17 protein-coding genes are annotated in these 16,340 nt (G+C 59.2%); 15 read left to right on the forward strand and 2 right to left on the reverse strand.

Annotated elements, in window-relative coordinates; genetic code table 11:
* The first annotated feature begins 1 nt into the window (after window position 1).
* The 12 genes from WA367_RS17430 to WA367_RS17485 all read left to right on the forward strand — a co-directional run bounded on the left by WA367_RS17430 (window position 2) and on the right by WA367_RS17485 (window position 11,507).
* On the forward strand, window positions 2-1,099 hold the full coding sequence (locus tag WA367_RS17430; protein ID WP_336058042.1) for a mandelate racemase/muconate lactonizing enzyme family protein: 1,098 nt from the start codon (window positions 2-4) through the stop codon (window positions 1,097-1,099).
* 255 nt (window positions 1,100-1,354) lie between these two features.
* Window positions 1,355-2,332, forward strand: coding sequence for a sialic acid TRAP transporter substrate-binding protein SiaP (locus WA367_RS17435; protein WP_336058043.1), 978 nt, complete (start codon window positions 1,355-1,357; stop codon window positions 2,330-2,332).
* Between the two features lie 57 nt (window positions 2,333-2,389).
* The gene (locus WA367_RS17440) at window positions 2,390-2,947 is read left to right on the forward strand and encodes a TRAP transporter small permease (protein ID WP_336058044.1); all 558 of its coding nucleotides are present in this window, start codon (window positions 2,390-2,392) and stop codon (window positions 2,945-2,947) included.
* 4 nt (window positions 2,948-2,951) lie between these two features.
* Window positions 2,952-4,229, forward strand: a complete 1,278-nt coding sequence (locus WA367_RS17445) for a TRAP transporter large permease (protein WP_336058045.1) — start codon at window positions 2,952-2,954, stop codon at window positions 4,227-4,229.
* A gap of 218 nt (window positions 4,230-4,447) precedes the next feature.
* A complete protein-coding gene (locus tag WA367_RS17450) occupies window positions 4,448-5,182 on the forward strand; it encodes an SDR family oxidoreductase (protein ID WP_336058046.1) in 735 nt (244 codons plus the stop codon).
* Window positions 5,183-5,208: 26 nt separating this feature from the next.
* Entirely contained in the window at window positions 5,209-6,045 is an 837-nt protein-coding gene (locus WA367_RS17455) for a fumarylacetoacetate hydrolase family protein (protein WP_336058047.1), read from the forward strand.
* A gap of 26 nt (window positions 6,046-6,071) precedes the next feature.
* Window positions 6,072-7,361 (forward strand): nickel-dependent lactate racemase, encoded by a 1,290-nt coding sequence (gene larA / locus WA367_RS17460; protein ID WP_336058048.1) that lies wholly within the window; start codon window positions 6,072-6,074, stop codon window positions 7,359-7,361.
* The gene (locus WA367_RS17465; RefSeq protein WP_336058049.1) at window positions 7,361-8,527 is read left to right on the forward strand and encodes a LarC family nickel insertion protein; all 1,167 of its coding nucleotides are present in this window, start codon (window positions 7,361-7,363) and stop codon (window positions 8,525-8,527) included. Before larA ends, WA367_RS17465 begins: the two co-directional genes overlap by 1 nt.
* On the forward strand, window positions 8,520-9,302 hold the full coding sequence (locus WA367_RS17470) for an adenine nucleotide alpha hydrolase (RefSeq protein ID WP_336058050.1): 783 nt from the start codon (window positions 8,520-8,522) through the stop codon (window positions 9,300-9,302). The genes WA367_RS17465 and WA367_RS17470 overlap by 8 nt, the downstream gene beginning before the upstream one ends.
* On the forward strand, window positions 9,299-9,967 hold the full coding sequence (gene larB / locus WA367_RS17475) for a nickel pincer cofactor biosynthesis protein LarB (protein ID WP_336058051.1): 669 nt from the start codon (window positions 9,299-9,301) through the stop codon (window positions 9,965-9,967). The genes WA367_RS17470 and larB overlap by 4 nt, the downstream gene beginning before the upstream one ends.
* A gap of 92 nt (window positions 9,968-10,059) precedes the next feature.
* A complete protein-coding gene (locus tag WA367_RS17480; protein ID WP_336058052.1) occupies window positions 10,060-10,791 on the forward strand; it encodes a ribonuclease activity regulator RraA in 732 nt (243 codons plus the stop codon).
* A gap of 5 nt (window positions 10,792-10,796) precedes the next feature.
* On the forward strand, window positions 10,797-11,507 hold the full coding sequence (locus WA367_RS17485; RefSeq protein WP_336058053.1) for a FadR/GntR family transcriptional regulator: 711 nt from the start codon (window positions 10,797-10,799) through the stop codon (window positions 11,505-11,507).
* A 54-nt stretch (window positions 11,508-11,561) separates the two neighbouring features.
* Here WA367_RS17485 and WA367_RS17490 read toward each other — a convergent pair whose 3' ends face one another.
* A complete protein-coding gene (locus tag WA367_RS17490; protein ID WP_336058054.1) occupies window positions 11,562-11,906 on the reverse strand; it encodes a cupin domain-containing protein in 345 nt (114 codons plus the stop codon).
* Between the two features lie 21 nt (window positions 11,907-11,927).
* Window positions 11,928-13,178 carry an enolase C-terminal domain-like protein gene (locus WA367_RS17495; RefSeq protein WP_336058055.1) on the reverse strand — a complete coding sequence of 417 codons (1,251 nt, stop codon included), beginning with the start codon at window positions 13,176-13,178 and terminating at the stop codon, window positions 11,928-11,930.
* A gap of 161 nt (window positions 13,179-13,339) precedes the next feature.
* Here WA367_RS17495 and WA367_RS17500 point away from each other — a divergent pair, with 161 nt between their 5' ends.
* From WA367_RS17500 to WA367_RS17510, 3 genes are all read left to right on the forward strand, one after another.
* Complete coding sequence (locus tag WA367_RS17500) at window positions 13,340-14,449, forward strand: ABC transporter ATP-binding protein (RefSeq protein WP_336058056.1); 1,110 nt, start codon at window positions 13,340-13,342, stop codon at window positions 14,447-14,449.
* A gap of 104 nt (window positions 14,450-14,553) precedes the next feature.
* Window positions 14,554-15,438, forward strand: a complete 885-nt coding sequence (locus WA367_RS17505; protein WP_336058172.1) for an ABC transporter permease — start codon at window positions 14,554-14,556, stop codon at window positions 15,436-15,438.
* A gap of 10 nt (window positions 15,439-15,448) precedes the next feature.
* Window positions 15,449-16,324, forward strand: coding sequence for a carbohydrate ABC transporter permease (locus WA367_RS17510; protein WP_336058057.1), 876 nt, complete (start codon window positions 15,449-15,451; stop codon window positions 16,322-16,324).
* Window positions 16,325-16,340: the final 16 nt, after the last annotated feature.

Raw genomic sequence — 16,340 nt, forward strand, 5'->3', positions numbered from 1 at the left:
AATGGCCAAGATCAAGTCGCTTGAAGCGCAGCGTTTCGCTGTGCCTCTGGCTGAAGTCCTGACCGATGCCAAACATGGCGATCATACGCATTTCGAGTTGATTACCGTGACGCTGCGGTTCTCGGATGGAAGCGAAGGCACGGGCTATACCTATACCGGTGGCAAGGGTGGCCATTCGATCCTGGCCATGATCGAGCATGACCTGAAGCCTATGCTTATCGGGCGGGATGGCACTGATATTGACGCGCTATATGACGAGATGCAGTGGCATATCCACTATGTCGGCCGGGGCGGTATCGCGTCCTTCGCCATTTCGGCAGTCGATATCGCGCTTTGGGACGCGCGGGGAAAGCGTGAAGGACTGCCTTTGTGGAAGATGGCCGGTGGCGCTTCCGACCGCTGCCGTGCCTATTGCGGCGGCATCGATCTCAATTTCCCGCTGCCCAAGCTTCTCGACAGCATCCGCTCCTACCTCGCCCGTGGTGCGAAAGCGGTAAAGATCAAGGTCGGTCAGCCGGACCTTGCAGATGATGTGGCGCGCGTGAAGGCCGTGCGCGAATTGATCGGACCCGATGTCAAATTCATGGTGGACGCCAATTATTCCATGAGCGTCGATGAGGCGATTGCCGCAGCCAAAGCCTTCAAGCCCTATGACATCACCTGGTTCGAAGAGCCGATCATCCCCGATGACTACAAGTCATATGCGCGGATAGCGCGGGAGACCGATGTGCCGCTCGCCATGGGCGAGAACCTGCACACGATCCACGAATTCGAATATGCCTTCGCTGACGCCGGTCTGTCCTTCATCCAGCCCGATGCTTCGAATTGCGGCGGTGTAACGGGGTTCATGCGCGTAGCGGAACTCTCGCGCAAACATGGGCTTCCCGTTTGCAGCCACGGCATGCAGGAGCTGCATGTCAGCCTCGTCTCAGCCCAGTCAAATGCGGGCTATATCGAAATCCATTCCTTCCCCATCGACGAATACACCACGCGCCCGCTTGTGCTGGAAGAAGGTCTCGCCGTGGCGCCCGATGCACCAGGCATCGGTGTGACTTTCGATTGGATCAAGCTTGATGCCGCGCACCGCATGGCGGCTTGAGGAGCAACAGGAATGACTGGCGCAGATCGGGACCGGGGCGCTCTTGCGCGCTGCGATAGCACAGAAATGCAATTTTCAGGCACGCGAATGCATGGACTTCTGCGCACTCGGTGCAACATTCAGCCGCCACTGCGCAAAGCACGTGGCGCGGGAGGAAACATGCGTCATGTGGCACCGAGAAAGCGGGCAAGGCATGCCCGCTGCCGCGTTGCATCCTGATCCCGAAAAGATCGAATTTGAAACCGGAGGAGCAAGATGAAATCTTTCACTCGACTAGCCGCGACTGTGGCCGTGACACTCGTGGCATTCGGCGCCAATGCGGCCGAAAAGCTCAAATATGCTCATGTCTACGAGGTAGGCACACCCTATCATGAAGCTGCCTTGAAGGCCGCCGAAGCGTTCGAAGAACGCACTGACGGACGCTATCAGATCGAGGTCTTTCCCGCCTCTTCTCTCGGAAAGGAAGATGCGCTGAATGAAGGGCTGTCGTTGGGCACGGTGGACATCATCTACACCGGCGCAGGCTTTGCATCGGCGGTTTATGGCCCTCTGGCCATTTCCGACTTTCCCTTCACGCTGCGCGGCTATGCCCACTGGAAAGCCTATGGCCAGAGCGATCTCTTCAAGGAGCTCTCCGAGGGCTACAAGAACGCCTCAGGCAATTCCATCGTCGCACTCACCTATTACGGTGCGCGCCACGTGACCGCCAACAAGGCCATCAAGACACCGGAAGACATGAAGGGTCTGAAAATCCGCGTTCCCAACGCACCGGCCTATATGCTCTTCCCCCAGGCAACGGGTGCGAACCCGACGCCGATGGCTTTCTCGGAAGTCTACCTGGCACTGCAGCAGGGTGTTGTCGATGCTCAGGAAAACCCGCTGCCAACAATCAAATTCAAGAAATTCTACGAGGTTCAGTCCGATATCAGCCTCACCGGTCATGTGGTGAATTCGCTGGTTACCGTCATCTCGGGTATGCGAATGGCAAGCCTTGCTGAAGAAGATCTCGCCACGCTGACTGAAGTGCTGCAGGACGCTGCCGATTGGGCGTCGCAGGAAATCCTGTCCCAGGAAGAAAGCCTTGCAGACTGGTTCCGCGGCGAAGGCCTGAACGTTCACGAGGTTGATCGCAAGCCCTTCCAGGAAATGGTCGAACCGGCACTGGTGGGCGACGACATGCCTTGGGAACCGTCCATCTATGAGCGCCTTCAGGCGATCCCGGACGCAGAGTGATCAGCAGCCCGGGCCGCATACTTGCGGCCCGGCGCCCATCAATTGAGGCGGCACTTCATGACCCTCGACACCGAACGGCTGAAGGATGATTTCGCGGAAGCGGAAATGTCCGACGACATCAGCGACATCAGTAAGGCCGACATTCCCGCGCTCCTGATCTTCTGGGCGCTATTCGCAATCGTGCTGGCCCAGTTCTTCACACGCTATGTTCTGAACAATTCTCTTGGCTGGACCGAAGAGGCGGCCCGCTATTTCCTCGTGGTGCTTTGCTTTGTCGGCGCAATCACGGGCCTGAGAAAAGGCAGCCACATCGCCCTGACCTTTCTTCATCAGCGTATGTCTCCACCGAAGGTGAAGGCGGCGCTAAGCGTCGTTCACGCCGGTTCATCGCTCTTTCTTGGCTATGCCGCCTGGTTCACCGTAGAGCTTGCGCAGCGCACGAGCCACCAGAAGATGATCTCGCTCAACATCTCCAAGGCCTATCTCTACAGCCTCGTTGCAGCGTCGCTCTTCATCATGACCATCATCAGCCTCCAACAGCTCTGGCGCACGCTCACCCGCAGCGCGCAAGAGGTGGCGGATGAGGTCAACTCAACCGCAACCGTCGAGATCTGACCCGATGTCGCTCCTTGTAATGTTTGTTCTGCTCGCCCTGCTCCTCGTGCTGGGCATGCCGGTTGCGCTGTCTCTCGCAAGTGCGTCCGCCGTCTATATCATTCTGGAAGGGCTGCCGAACGTCGTGGTGGTCCACAACATGATCAATGGCGTCGACAGCTTTCCTCTATTGGCGATACCCTTCTTCATTCTTGCTGGCCATCTGATGAATTCGGCCGGCATTACCGAACGCATCTTCACTTTCGCGCGTGCGCTGGTGGGGTGGGCGCCCGGCGGGCTCGGGCATGTCAATGTAGGCGCCTCGGTCATCTTCGCAGGCATGTCGGGTGCTGCTGTTGCCGATGCCGGTGGCCTTGGCACCATCGAGATCAAGGCGATGCGTGATGCGGGCTATGACACGGATTTCGCAGTTGGCGTGACCGCCGCCAGTTCGACCATCGGTCCGATCATCCCACCCTCGCTTCCGCTCGTCATCTATGGCGTCATGGCCTCCGCCTCCATCGGCGAACTCTTTGCCGCGGGCCTTGTGCCCGGGCTTATGATGGCGGTGGCGCTGATGATCATGGTGGCGTGGTATGCTTGGCGGCGCGACTATCCGCGCGACCTGGTCTTCCGCCCGGCGCTGGTGCTTGCCTCCTTTCTGCAAGCCTTCCTGCCGTTGCTCACGCCGGTCATCATTGTTGGTGGCATCGTTTCGGGCCTGTTCACACCTACCGAAGCTGCGGTCGCTGCAGCGGCATATGCGCTTTGCCTCGGCCTATTCGTCTACCGGTCGCTGACATGGCGGCACATTCTGCGTGTGTCGATCGATACGATTGAAACATCTGCCGCGATTCTTCTGATCGTCGCGGCAGCCACGATTTTCGCGTGGATACTGACCGCAAACCAGGTGGCCAATGGTTTGGGCGAATTCCTGCTGTCCATCTCGCAGAACCCGCAGGTCATATTGATATTCATCACGCTGATCGTGCTCGCGCTCGGGCTTTTCATGGAGACGATAGCAGCAATCACCATCCTCGTGCCGGTGCTGCTTCCCATCGCACAGCAAGTGGGCATCGATCCGGTGCATCTGGGGATTGTCGTGGTCCTGAACCTGATGCTCGGTCTTTTGACACCGCCGGTCGGGATGGTTCTCTACGTGCTGGCGCAGGTTTCCGGCGTGAGCTTCGAGCGCTGCCTCAAGGCGACGGCACCCTTCCTGGTGCCGCTCATACTGGTGCTTTTGCTGGTAACATTCGTGCCTGCATTCTCACTTTATCTGCCCACCCAGTTCTATCGGTGAGGTGTTGGATTTGGCGCGTGTCTGTCTGGACCATCATTTACCGTACCGTAGCGTACGGTTTGGGGCCCGGATGACCTTGAAGCGGAGCCGAAAATGGGGTCCGTGTCGTTGCGGGAGTTTTTGAATCCGTCTGTCCTTTCGACAATCGCCGCTGCGTGCTGTCACTTCGCGGCACGGCCAGAGCGGTTTGGGAGACGGGTGTTTTTGAGGGAGAGTTCATGAAGAGGCTTGAAGGAAAAGTGGTGCTTGCGACTGCAAGTGCTCAAGGTATTGGCCGTGCCACGGCGCTGCGCATGGCTGAGGAAGGCGCAAAGGTTTTCGCGACCGATGTTAACGAGAAGGTGCTGGGCGAGCTTTCCCACGAGAACATCACCTGCCGCCGTCTCGACGTCCGCGACAATGGCGCGATCAAGGCGCTTGTCGCGGAGATCGGTCAGGTGGATGTGCTGTTCAACTGCGCAGGCTTCGTACATGGCGGCACCATTCTCGATGCGACTGACGAAGAGTGGAATTTCGCCTTCGATCTCAATGTCACATCCATGTTCCACACCATCCAGGCCGTGCTGCCGGGCATGCTGGAAAAGGGTGCAGGTTCGATCGTGAACATTTCTTCGGTCGCCGGTGCGATCACCGGACCGCAGAACCGCTTCATCTATTCGGCCACCAAGGCTGCCGTTGCGGGCCTTACAAAGTCTGTCGCCGCCGATTTCGTGGCCAAGGGCATTCGCTGCAACGCGATCTGCCCCGGCACGGTCGAAAGCCCCTCGCTGGATGATCGCATGCGGGCGGGCGGCGACTATGAGGCAGCACGCAAGGCGTTCCTTGCACGCCAGCCCATGGGTCGGCTTGGCAAGCCCGAAGAGATCGCGGCACTCGCCACCTACCTCGCCAGCGACGAGGCTGGCTTCACAACTGGTCAGTTGCACGCCATCGATGGCGGCTGGACCACCTGATTTTCGCGTAGAAGGAGTTTGTTTCCATGAAATTTGTACGTTTTGGAGAGCGTGGCGCGGAGAAGCCTGGCGTTCTGGATGCGGACGGCAAGATCCGTGACCTTTCCGGCGTTGTTGATGATATTGCAGGCGACGTTCTGACCCGTCTCGACAGCCTCGACATCAAGGTGGATGACCTGCCGGTGGTTGACGGCAATCCGCGCCTCGGCGCATGCGTTGGCCGCACGGGCAAGTTCATCTGCATCGGCCTCAACTATTCCGATCACGCTGCGGAGACCGGCGCGGAAGTGCCGCCGGAGCCTGTGATTTTCATGAAGGCCACCAGTGCCATCTGCGGCCCCAATGACCCGATCATCATTCCGCGTGGGTCAGAAAAGACCGACTGGGAGGTCGAGCTCGGCGTCGTAATCGGCAAGTCGGCGAAATATGTATCCGAGGCCGATGCGCTCAACCATGTGGCCGGCTACTGCGTCATCAATGACGTGTCCGAACGCGCGTTCCAGGCTGAACGTGCAGGCCAGTGGACCAAGGGCAAGTCCTGCGACAATTTCGGCCAGACCGGTCCGTGGCTCGTGACCCGTGACGAGGTAGCCGACCCGCAAGATCTTGGCATGTGGCTCGACGTCAATGGAAAGCGCATGCAGGACGGCTCCACCAATACGATGGTCTACGGGGTCGCACATGTCGTCTCCTATCTCAGCCAGTTCTTCACGCTGCATCCAGGCGATATCATCTCCACCGGTACGCCTCCGGGCGTCGGCATGGGCATGAAGCCGCAGCAATATCTGAAAGCTGGTGATGTCGTGGAGCTTGGCATCGAAGGTCTTGGCTCCCAGCGCCAGGACGTGATCGCCGACAGCTGATCCGAAAACGGGAACCGGAGGTTAAAATGAAGATCGAACTCGCCTATGGCCGCACAGGTCTTGAGCTTTCGGTTCCCGAAACAGTCAGCGCCACCATTGTTCGCAAGGAAAGCCTGCCTGTGCCGGGAAACCCGGCGCAGGTAATCGAGAATGCGCTGAACGCGCCGATTGCAGCGCCTTCCCTGGAAGAGGCTGCGAAGACAGCGAAGTCGGCCTGCATCCTCATATGCGACATCACGCGGCCGGTGCCCAACCACCTTTTCCTGCGTCCGATCATCGAGCGTCTGTCGGGTGCGGGTGTGCCGCTTTCGGGCATCACCGTCCTTGTCGCAACCGGCCTCCACCGCCCCAATCTGGGCGAGGAGCTTGCCGAACTTGTCGGCGATCCGTGGGTTCTGAAAAACGTCGCCTGCGTCAACCACTATGCGCTGAATGACGAGGACCATGTGATGCTGGGCGAAACGCCCACGCGCAAGGTGCCCGTCGGCATCGATCGCCGTTTTGTGGAAGCGGATATCCGCATTGCCACCGGACTGGTCGAGCCGCATTTCATGGCCGGCTATTCGGGCGGGCGCAAGGTCATCGCGCCAGGTGTTGCCCATCACACCACCATCCGCACATTCCATTCCGCGCGGTTCATGGAAGACCCGCTGGCGACAAGCTGCAATCTGCAGGGCAATCCGCTGCACGAGGCCCAGCTTGAGATCGTGCGCATGCTGGGTGGCACGATCTATGGTCTCAACACCGTCCTCGACGAAGAGCGCAACCTGATCTTCACCAGCTTTGGCGAGATCATCGAAAGCCACGCTGCAGCTGTGGAATTCGTGCGCGATTCCATCGAGGTGAAGGTCGGGCGCAAATTCCCCGTGGTCGTGACGAGTGCGGCGGGCTACCCGCTCGATCGGACCTATTACCAGACAGTCAAGGGCATGGTGACGCCGATAGATATTCTCGGCGATGACGGCACGCTTATAATCGTCTCCGAATGCGGGGAGGGGATCGGCTCGGCAGAATTTCGCGAAGCCCAGAAACGTCTTGTGGAGTTGGGGCCGGAGGCGTTCCTGCAAACGCTGCTGAAGAAGGATTTCGCCGATATCGACGAGTGGCAGACCGAGATGCAGCTCAAGCCCATGCGGGTTGGACGTATCGTTCTGGTCGCGCCGGCCTTGAGCGAGGAAGACCGTGCCGTCACCGGCGTGACATGTCGCGACGATGTCAATGAGGCGCTGCGCGAGGTGCTTGTCGAGACGGGTGCGCGCGAGATCGCGGTTATACCCGAAGGCCCCTATGTGGTGCCCTTCCACAAGGCTGCCTGATGCCGCGTCACCTGCATCTTGATCCGGTTGGCGGCATTGCCGGCGACATGTTCGCAGCCGCGCTCCTGCATCTTGCGCCCGAGTTGCAGGAGGAGACAATCGCTATGGCGACGTCGCTCTTGCCGGGACAGGCAGATGTCACGCTTGAACGCGGCCCCTTTGGCGGCTTCGCCGGCTTGCGCCTTCACATCGCCTGCGCGCATCAGCATCACCACCGGCATCTGAAGGATGTGGTCGAGATCATCACGGCCTCGCCACTGCTTTCCCCAAATGCCTCCCATATTGCCTGCGGCATCTTCTCGAAACTTGCCGAAGCGGAAGCCGCCGTTCACGGAACGAGTGTGGAAAAGGTTCATTTCCATGAAGTCGGTGCGGTGGATTCCATCATCGACATAGGCTTGGCAGGCTTTCTGCTTGATCGGCTGAAACCGGATAGCATCAGCATTGGGGCGCTTCCGTTGGGAGGAAGCACGGTCAGGACAGAACACGGCATGATGCCAGTGCCAGCGCCCGCCACTACGCATCTGTTGCACGGCTTTGCGGTGCATGATGACGGCATTGAGGGAGAGCGGGTAACACCCACCGGCGCGGCCATTCTGGCTTATCTCCAGCCCGTAATCGTCAAGGTAGCCCCGCAAGGAACCCTGGCGCGCAGCGGAGCCGGTTTTGGTTCACGAGTATTGCCGGGCCGCCCCAACATGCTGCGCGCGCTGGAAATTGCGGTTGAGGAGAAAGCCGCGAACAATCGCAGAGACAGCCTCGTGGAATTGTCTTTCGAGGTCGACGATCAGACGGGCGAAGATCTTGCGCACGCCCTCGACATCATCCGCGCGCACGCGGCGGTGCGCGATGTGCTGCAATATGCGGTTGTCGGCAAGAAGGGCCGCATGGCGGCCTCGGTACGTGTGCTTTGCGAGGCGGGAAAGGTTGATGAAGTCGTCGCGGTCATTTTCGAGCAGACTTCCACCCTTGGAATTCGTGAAGCCCATGTGAAGCGCCACATCTTGCCGCGCGACGAGATAGTGCGCGACGATGTGCGGGTGAAAAAGGTCACGCGCCCCACCGCCACTACGGCCAAGGCAGAGTTCGATGACCTGAAGCAGCATGCGCAAACGCGTGCCGAGCGCGAGGCGCTGCGACGCAGGCTGGAAGGCGATGATGGCTGACCCGCGCACACTCGCAGAGATATTAAGAAGCATTACAACTCCTGCAATCGCGGTCAGCGGCGGCGTGGACTCGATGACCCTCGCGGCTGTCACTCACCGTCATGGCATCGCTTGCACGATGGTTCACGCCGTTTCCCCGGCTGTGCCGGCCGAAGCGACAACGCGCGTGAAAACGCTCGCTGAAGCTGAAGGTTGGGATCTGAAAATCATTGATGCTCGGGAATTCGCAGATCCCGATTACATCGCCAATCCGGCCAATCGCTGCTTTTTCTGCAAGACGAACCTTTATGGCACCATGGCACAAGCTGTCGGAGGCACGCTTCTTTCCGGCACCAATCTGGATGATCTGGACGACTGGCGCCCGGGCCTTGAGGCCGCCAGACAACATGGCGTCCGCCATCCGTTCGTCGAAGCCAGTTTCGCCAAGCAGGATGTGAGGGCGCTGGCTTCCGGAATGGGTTTGCAGGCATTGTCGGAGTTGCCGGCTTCGCCTTGCCTATCAAGTCGCGTTGAGACCGGCATCACCATCGATCCGGCCACGCTGCAGCGCATAGACCGTGTCGAAAGCGAATTGCGCCGTCGCCACGGCTATCACACCCTGCGCTGCCGCAAGCGTGCCGGAGGCTTCGTACTTGAAATCGACCCGGATCGCCTCGACAGCCTCACTGCCTCGCAACGATTGGAACTGGCAGCCGAAGCCAGTGTGCTCGCCGATGAAACGGTGCAGCTTGCAGCCTACAAACGTGGCAGCGCCTTTCTGCGGGGTGCCAAGTGAGCACGATCGGCGATGAAGTGAACTTCGACTGGGGTCGGCGCCAACGCATCGGCATCGGCGAAGCCGTTCTGGCCAAAGGCAAGTCCTTCGAACAGCTTGCCGCCATTGCCGCATCCGCAATCGAACGCGATGCCTCGGTGCTCTTTACGCGGCTCGATCCCGATCTGGCGGCCAAGCTTCCCGGGATGGAATATCACGCGCCCTCACGGACCGGTGTGATCGGGTCGCTCCCTTCCAAGCGTGAAACGGGAACGGTTGCCATTGTCACGGCGGGCACGTCCGATGCGCCAGCCGCCTGGGAGGCGCAACGGACACTGGCATTTCATGGCCATGACGCGAGCATGATCTTCGATGTCGGCGTTGCAGGCCTTCACCGCTTGCTGGCAAGGCTGGAAGAAATCGAGCGTCACAAGGTGGTCATCGCGGTTGCAGGCATGGATGCCGCGCTTGCGAGCGTTGTTGCCGGCCAAGTCTCGCGACCGGTAATCGGAGTCCCCACATCCACGGGTTACGGCGTTGCGCGCGGCGGCGAGACAGCTTTGTCGTCCATGCTGGCAAGCTGTGCGGCGGGTCTGAGTGTCGTCAATATCGACAATGGTTTCGGGGCAGCATGTGCAGCCTTGCGCATCCTGAGAGCACAAGAGGGTACTCCGGGCCAACCGTAATTTGTCGTGACAAAAAATTACAAATATTGACAAGCTGGATCGAGCCGGTCATTATCATGACAAATTCACGTTGAACCGCCTGGAGCGCTGTCATGACCCCTCTTAATCCCGAAACGAAGCGCAAATTGTCGAAGGTCAGCACGGCCACGCTGACCACTGCGCTTTTCAAGCGGGGTTTCCGCAACCAGTTCATGCAGGGGCCGCAGCGCATCAACAAGGGCGCCAACATGGTCGGCTTTGCCTATACGCTGCGCTATATTCCAGCTCGCGAAGATATCGACGTTCTGGAGTCTTTTGCAGACCGCGAAAACGCGCAGCGCAAAGGTGTCGAGGAGTGCCCTGATGGCGCGGTCTTCGTGATTGATTCCCGGGGGGATGCCACGGCTGCATCCGCCGGCTGCATTCTCGCCACCCGCCTCATGCGCCTTGGCTGCGCGGGTATCGTGACTGATGGCGGTTTTCGCGACACGCCGGAAATCGCGGAACTTGAGATGCCGGCTTACCACACGCGTCCCAGCGCCCCGACCAATCTGACAAAACACCATGCCGTGGGCATCAACGAGCCGATTGCGTGCGGCGGCATCTCCGTTTTCCCCGGTGACGTGATTGTCGGCGACAATGAGGGTGTTGTATGTATTCCGCGGGAGATAGCCGATGACGTGGCCGACGAAGCCGTATCCATGACGGACTTTGAGGATTTCGTCCTCGAAATGGTCCAGGAAGGCGCCTCGACATTCGGTCTCTACCCGCCGACGGATCCGCTGACGAAAGAGAAATACAACGCATGGAGAGTAGCAAACGGAAGCCAGGCGCTAGCGGGATAACCCACTTGGCCATCATCGGCACTCCGGAAGCGTCCGGAGACCGTACACTTGCAGACTCGGTTTATGAGCGGGTGCTCGCCAAGATCGTCAATGGCGAGATACCTGTGGGCGGAAAACTTCCGACCGAGCATGAATTATGTGACGAGTTCGGGGTCTCGCGCCCCGTTCTCCGCCAGGCCCTGCGCCAGCTTCGGGAGGATCAGGTCATCGTCTCGCGGCAGGGCTCGGGGTCCTATGTCACGCGCAAGCCGGATACGGCAGTTCTCGATTTCGCTCCCATCGGCTCCATTGCAGATATTCAGCGCACCTTCGAGTTCCGTGCAGCGATTGAAGGTGAGGCCGCATATCTGGCAGCCGAACGACGCACGGAAAAGCAGCTCTCCCAGCTTCAGGCCGCTTTGGACGAACTGGCACGCTGCGTGGCCGAGGGTGAGCTTGGCGTGGATGCGGACGAGACCTTTCACGCGCTGGTCTGTGCAGCTTCGGACAACCACTATTTCGTCGCCGCCCGATCCTCGATGCAGGCCAATATTCTGATGGGCCTCAATCTGACGCGCAATCTCTCGCTGACAAAGTCACAAGAGCGGCTGGCGCTGGTGCAGGCAGAGCATGACGTGATCTTTTCCGCGATCCAGGAAAAGAAGCCGGACGCCGCCCGCACCGCCATGCGTCGTCATATCGAGAATGCGCGCCATCGCGTCTTCCAGGGCGACTGACGCAAAAGGCGCCGGCAACGGTGCCGGCGCTCTTGGCTGCTTGAACGTGCCACTTCAAAGCGGCAGTTCGTGCGCTTCCATGAAGTCATCCCTGCGCGGGGTGAAGGCATCGATCAGTTCGCCTTCCTCCAGGCAGAGACAGGAGTGCTCTGCATTGGAGGGGATCAGCATCGCGTCACCCGGCCCCAGATCCTGCGTATCTCCGGAGACAGTGAAGCGAAATCTTCCGGAAGTCACATAGGTGGTCTGCACATGCGGATGGCTGTGCGGCAGGCCTTCGCCACCCTTTTCGAAGTGAAATGCAACCATCATCAGTTCCGGGTTCTGGCACAGGATCCGCCGCTTTGCGCCCGGTCCCGATACACGCCACTCCTCCGGCGCGTCCTTTCTTACATCCATTTCTCTACTCCTCTTCGTAGCTCACCAACGCGGCACAAGCCGCTCGAAATCCGGGATATATTTGCGGATCTCCGCGAGGTCGTCGCGATCATCGACACCGCATTCCTGATAAAGCGCATGCAGGCGCGAAAGCGCCTCATGGTCCAACTCGACGCCCAGACCGGGCGCGGTTGGAACGGGCAGGCTGCCATCCTTGAACTTCCACGTGCCACCCTTGATCACCTCATCCTGCACCCACGGATAATGCGTGTCGCAGTCATAGGTGAGGTTAGGCGTTGCAGCGGCCACATGAACCATCGCGGCAAGCGAGATGCCGAGGTGCGAATTGGAGTGCATGGCGACGCCGAGACCGGCTGCATCACAGATCCGTCCGAGGGTAATGGCGCCTGTCATGCCTCGCCAGTAATGATGGTCGGACAGGATGATCTGGACCGCATTGCGCTGCACGGCCTCGAATATTTGCGGATATTCGACCACGACCAGATTGGTCGCCAGCGGGATCGGGCATTTCGGTCCGACCGCGGCCATGCCGTCCATACCGGGGGAGGGGTCCTCCAGATATTCGAGCACATGTTCAAGCCGATTGGCCAGCTTCAGGGCTGTCTCCGGCGTCCACGCGCCCATCGGGTCGATGCGCAGCGGGTGACCGGGAAAGCGCTCCTTGAGTTTCAACAGGGTCTCGACTTCCAGCTCCGGCTCCAATACTCCACCCTTGAGCTTGAGCGACTTGAAGCCGTGTTCATCCACGAAATGCTGCGCCTGTTCGACAAGAGCATCGGGAGTCAGCACCTCCCCGAACAAATCCGTGCCAACTTGTTCTTCCGGCTTCGCAAATTTGTAAAACAGGTATCCGCCGAACGGCACGCGGTCGCGGACCGCACCACCGAGCAGATCGCAGACCGGGCGCTTTAAATATTTCCCCTGCAGGTCGAGAAGCGCAACTTCATAGGCGCTATAGACCACATCTGAGAGTTTGTGGTCGGCGAGGGCTGTCGGCGCGTTGACACCTGCAGTCGCAGGCAGGGCTTCACGAATGATGCGGGCCAGGCGATTGAGGTCGAAGATGTCTAAGCCAACAAGGCTTGACGCTACCTTTTGAAGGCCGGAAAGTGTGCGCTTCGCGCCGTATGTTTCGGAAAGACCCACGCTGCCATCCGAACACTCGACCTCTATGATTGATCGCAGGAATACCTGCTGATGCGTGCCTTTCAAATTCCGGATCGGCACATCCGGCACAGCGATCGGCGTAACGCGCACTGATTGTATCTGCATCCAAAATCCTCCCTTGGGCGGCAGTTGTGCAATCCCGTCGCAAAGTTGTCAATATTTGTATTGTAATTTGTGCAGATATGGCATATCCCTTTCCACCTGCCGCAGAACAACGCGGCATGGGAGATTGAGTACCGCGCAAGCGGCTTCGCCGGGAGGATGGAATGTCAGGCGTCAATCTGAACAGGATTGTAAAGAATTACGGCTCGCTTGAAGTCGTCCACGGAATTGATCTGCAGGTAAATCCGCAGGAATTCGTTGTGCTGGTCGGGCCTTCGGGCTGCGGGAAGTCGACGACCCTGCGCATGATAGCAGGCCTTGAGGAGATCACCTCCGGCACGCTTTCCATCGGTGACCGCGTGGTCAATCGCGTGGCGCCAAAGGATCGCGATGTGGCGATGGTGTTCCAGAACTACGCGCTCTATCCCCACCTCAATGTGGCCGACAATATTGCGTTTGGTCTTCGCATTCGCCGCGTTCCAAAGCAGGAAATCGCGCAGTCCGTTGAGGAAGTCGCCAAGATCCTCGGCCTGACGGAATATCTCGACCGCAAGCCGTCCGACCTTTCCGGCGGTCAGCGCCAGCGCGTTGCCATGGGTCGCGCCATCGTGCGTCATCCCAAGGTCTTCCTTTTCGATGAGCCGCTGTCCAACCTCGATGCCAAGCTGCGCACGCAGATGCGCTCGGAGATCAAGCGGCTTCACAAGCGCCTTGGCGTGACCTCGATCTACGTGACCCACGACCAGGTGGAAGCCATGACCTTGGCCGACCGTATCGTGGTGATGAGGGATGGTCGGATCGAACAGATCGGCGCGCCGATGGACCTGTTCAACAATCCGGTGAACACCTTTGTTGCCGGCTTCATCGGCTCCCCGCCCATGAACCAGTTCGAGGCGGAAATCGCCGCGGAAGATGGCGGCATGGTCGCCATCACGCAGAATGCGCGCATCCGCCTTCCTGCCGCCAAGGAGCTTCTTGGCCATAGCGGACGTCGGATCATTGTCGGTATCCGTCCAGAACACACCTCGGTGAAACCCGTTGAAGGCGCAACCGCGATCCCCGTCGAACTCGACCTTGTCGAAACACTGGGATCGGAAGCGCTTCTGCATACGACGGTTGGCGACACCCCATTCGTCGTGAAGACCGAGACGGGCGGACGCACGGATCACCTTCAGTCGGTCGAGACCGTCTATGTCATGCCGCGCGACATCAAGATCTTCGACCTGGAAAGCGGACGCATTCTGCAGTCGCAGCTCACGGAGATGGCGGCATGAGCATGCGCGAGACTGTCGGTCCTGCGACAGAGGAGCTCGTCGCAGAGGCCAAGGAATCCCAACGTGATCGTTTCCGCCGTCGCGCGGTCTGGCTTGGCGACCACATGCGCCGCGAATGGCAGATCTATCTGATGCTGCTGCCGGTCCTGATCTGGTTCGTGGTATTTCTCTACAAACCGATGTACGGCCTGCAGATCGCCTTCAAGGACTACTCCATTTTCCGCGGCGTCGCAGGCAGCCCCTGGATCGGCTTCGAGCATTTCCAGACGCTGTTTGGAAACGACCAGTTCCTGCGCGCGATCAAGAATACCTTCATCATTTCCAGCCTCAGCCTGCTGGTGGGCTTTCCCGTGCCGATCATCCTGGCGCTGATGTTCAACGAGATACGCAATGAGCGCTACAAGCGCACTGCGCAGACCATCGTCTACCTGCCGCACTTCATTTCGCTCGTGATCATCGCCGGTATCGTCATTTCGGTGTTCTCGCCATCCACGGGCGTGATCAATCTGGCGCTTCAAAAGCTTGGCTTCGAGCCGATCTACTTCCTGACGAGACCGGAATGGTTCAGGCCGATCTTCATCGGCACCGGCATCTGGCAGGAGGCAGGCTTCCAGTCGATCGTCTATCTGGCAGCAATCGCCGGCGTTAACCCGTCACTCTATGAAAGTGCCGTGGTCGATGGCGCCAGCCGCTGGCAGATGATGTGGAAGATCACGCTTCCATCCATTCTGCCAACCATCATCATCATGCTGATCATCCGCATCGGCAATCTGCTGGAAGTGGGTTTCGAGCTCATCATCCTGCTCTACCAGCCGGCGACCTACCAGACGGGTGATGTGATCAATTCCTTCATCTACAGGCAGGGCCTGCAGGGGGCGCAATACGATCTCGCCGCCGCTGCCGGTCTCTTCAACGCGGTTGTTGCCTTCATCCTGGTGATGGCGGCCAACACGATCAGCCGCCGTGTCTCGAAAACGTCGCTGTGGTGAGGAGGGCGTCATGACCAATCTGTATTCGCGCGGCGACCGTCTGTTCGTCATAGCAAACATGGTTCTGGTGGGCCTCTTCACCATCTCCACGCTCTACCCGTTTCTCTACATCCTTGCGGTGTCGTTTTCATCGGGCTTTGCGGTGACGTCCGGACAGGTCTTTCTCTATCCGGTGCAGCTGACGCTGGCGGCTTATGAGAAGGTGCTTTCGGAGCCCATGTTCTGGACCTCCTACGGCAACACCTTCATCTACACTTTCGGCGGCACGCTGATGAGCCTGCTTCTGATTGTACCGGGTGCCTATGCGCTGTCGCGGCCGCAGCTGATCGGCCGCCGGTTCTGGAACCTCTTCGTGGCCTTCACCATGTGGTTCAATGCCGGCCTGATCCCGTTCTTCCTGAACATGCGCGATCTTGGCCTTCTCGACAGCTATTTCGGCATCATCATCGCCTTCGCGGTGAATGGCTTCAACATCATCCTGTTGCGCAACTTCTTCGAGAGCATTCCCAAGTCCTTCGAGGAAGCCGCGCGCATGGACGGGGCGAACGAGTTCCAGGTGCTGTGGAAGGTGTTCATCCCGCTATCCAAGCCCGCGCTCGCAACAATCACGCTGTTCTGCATCGTCTCACGCTGGAACGGCTACTTCTGGGCCATGGTTCTCTTACGCTCGGAAGACAAGATCCCGCTGCAGGTCTATCTGCGCCAAACCATCATCGAACTGACCGCCGACGACGAGTTCGCCGTCACCCTGCTCAATGCCGACTACTCGTTCGAGACGGTGAGCGCGGCGATCATGATCTGCTCGATCATCCCGGTCCTGCTGATTTACCCCTTCGTCCAGAAATACTTCAACAAGGGCATCCTTCTGGGCGGCGTCAAGGAATGAGAATTCGCATCATCAT

The sequence above is a fragment of the Nitratireductor sp. CH_MIT9313-5 genome (assembly GCF_037029545.1).
Classification (GTDB): Bacteria; Pseudomonadota; Alphaproteobacteria; order Rhizobiales; family Rhizobiaceae; genus Chelativorans.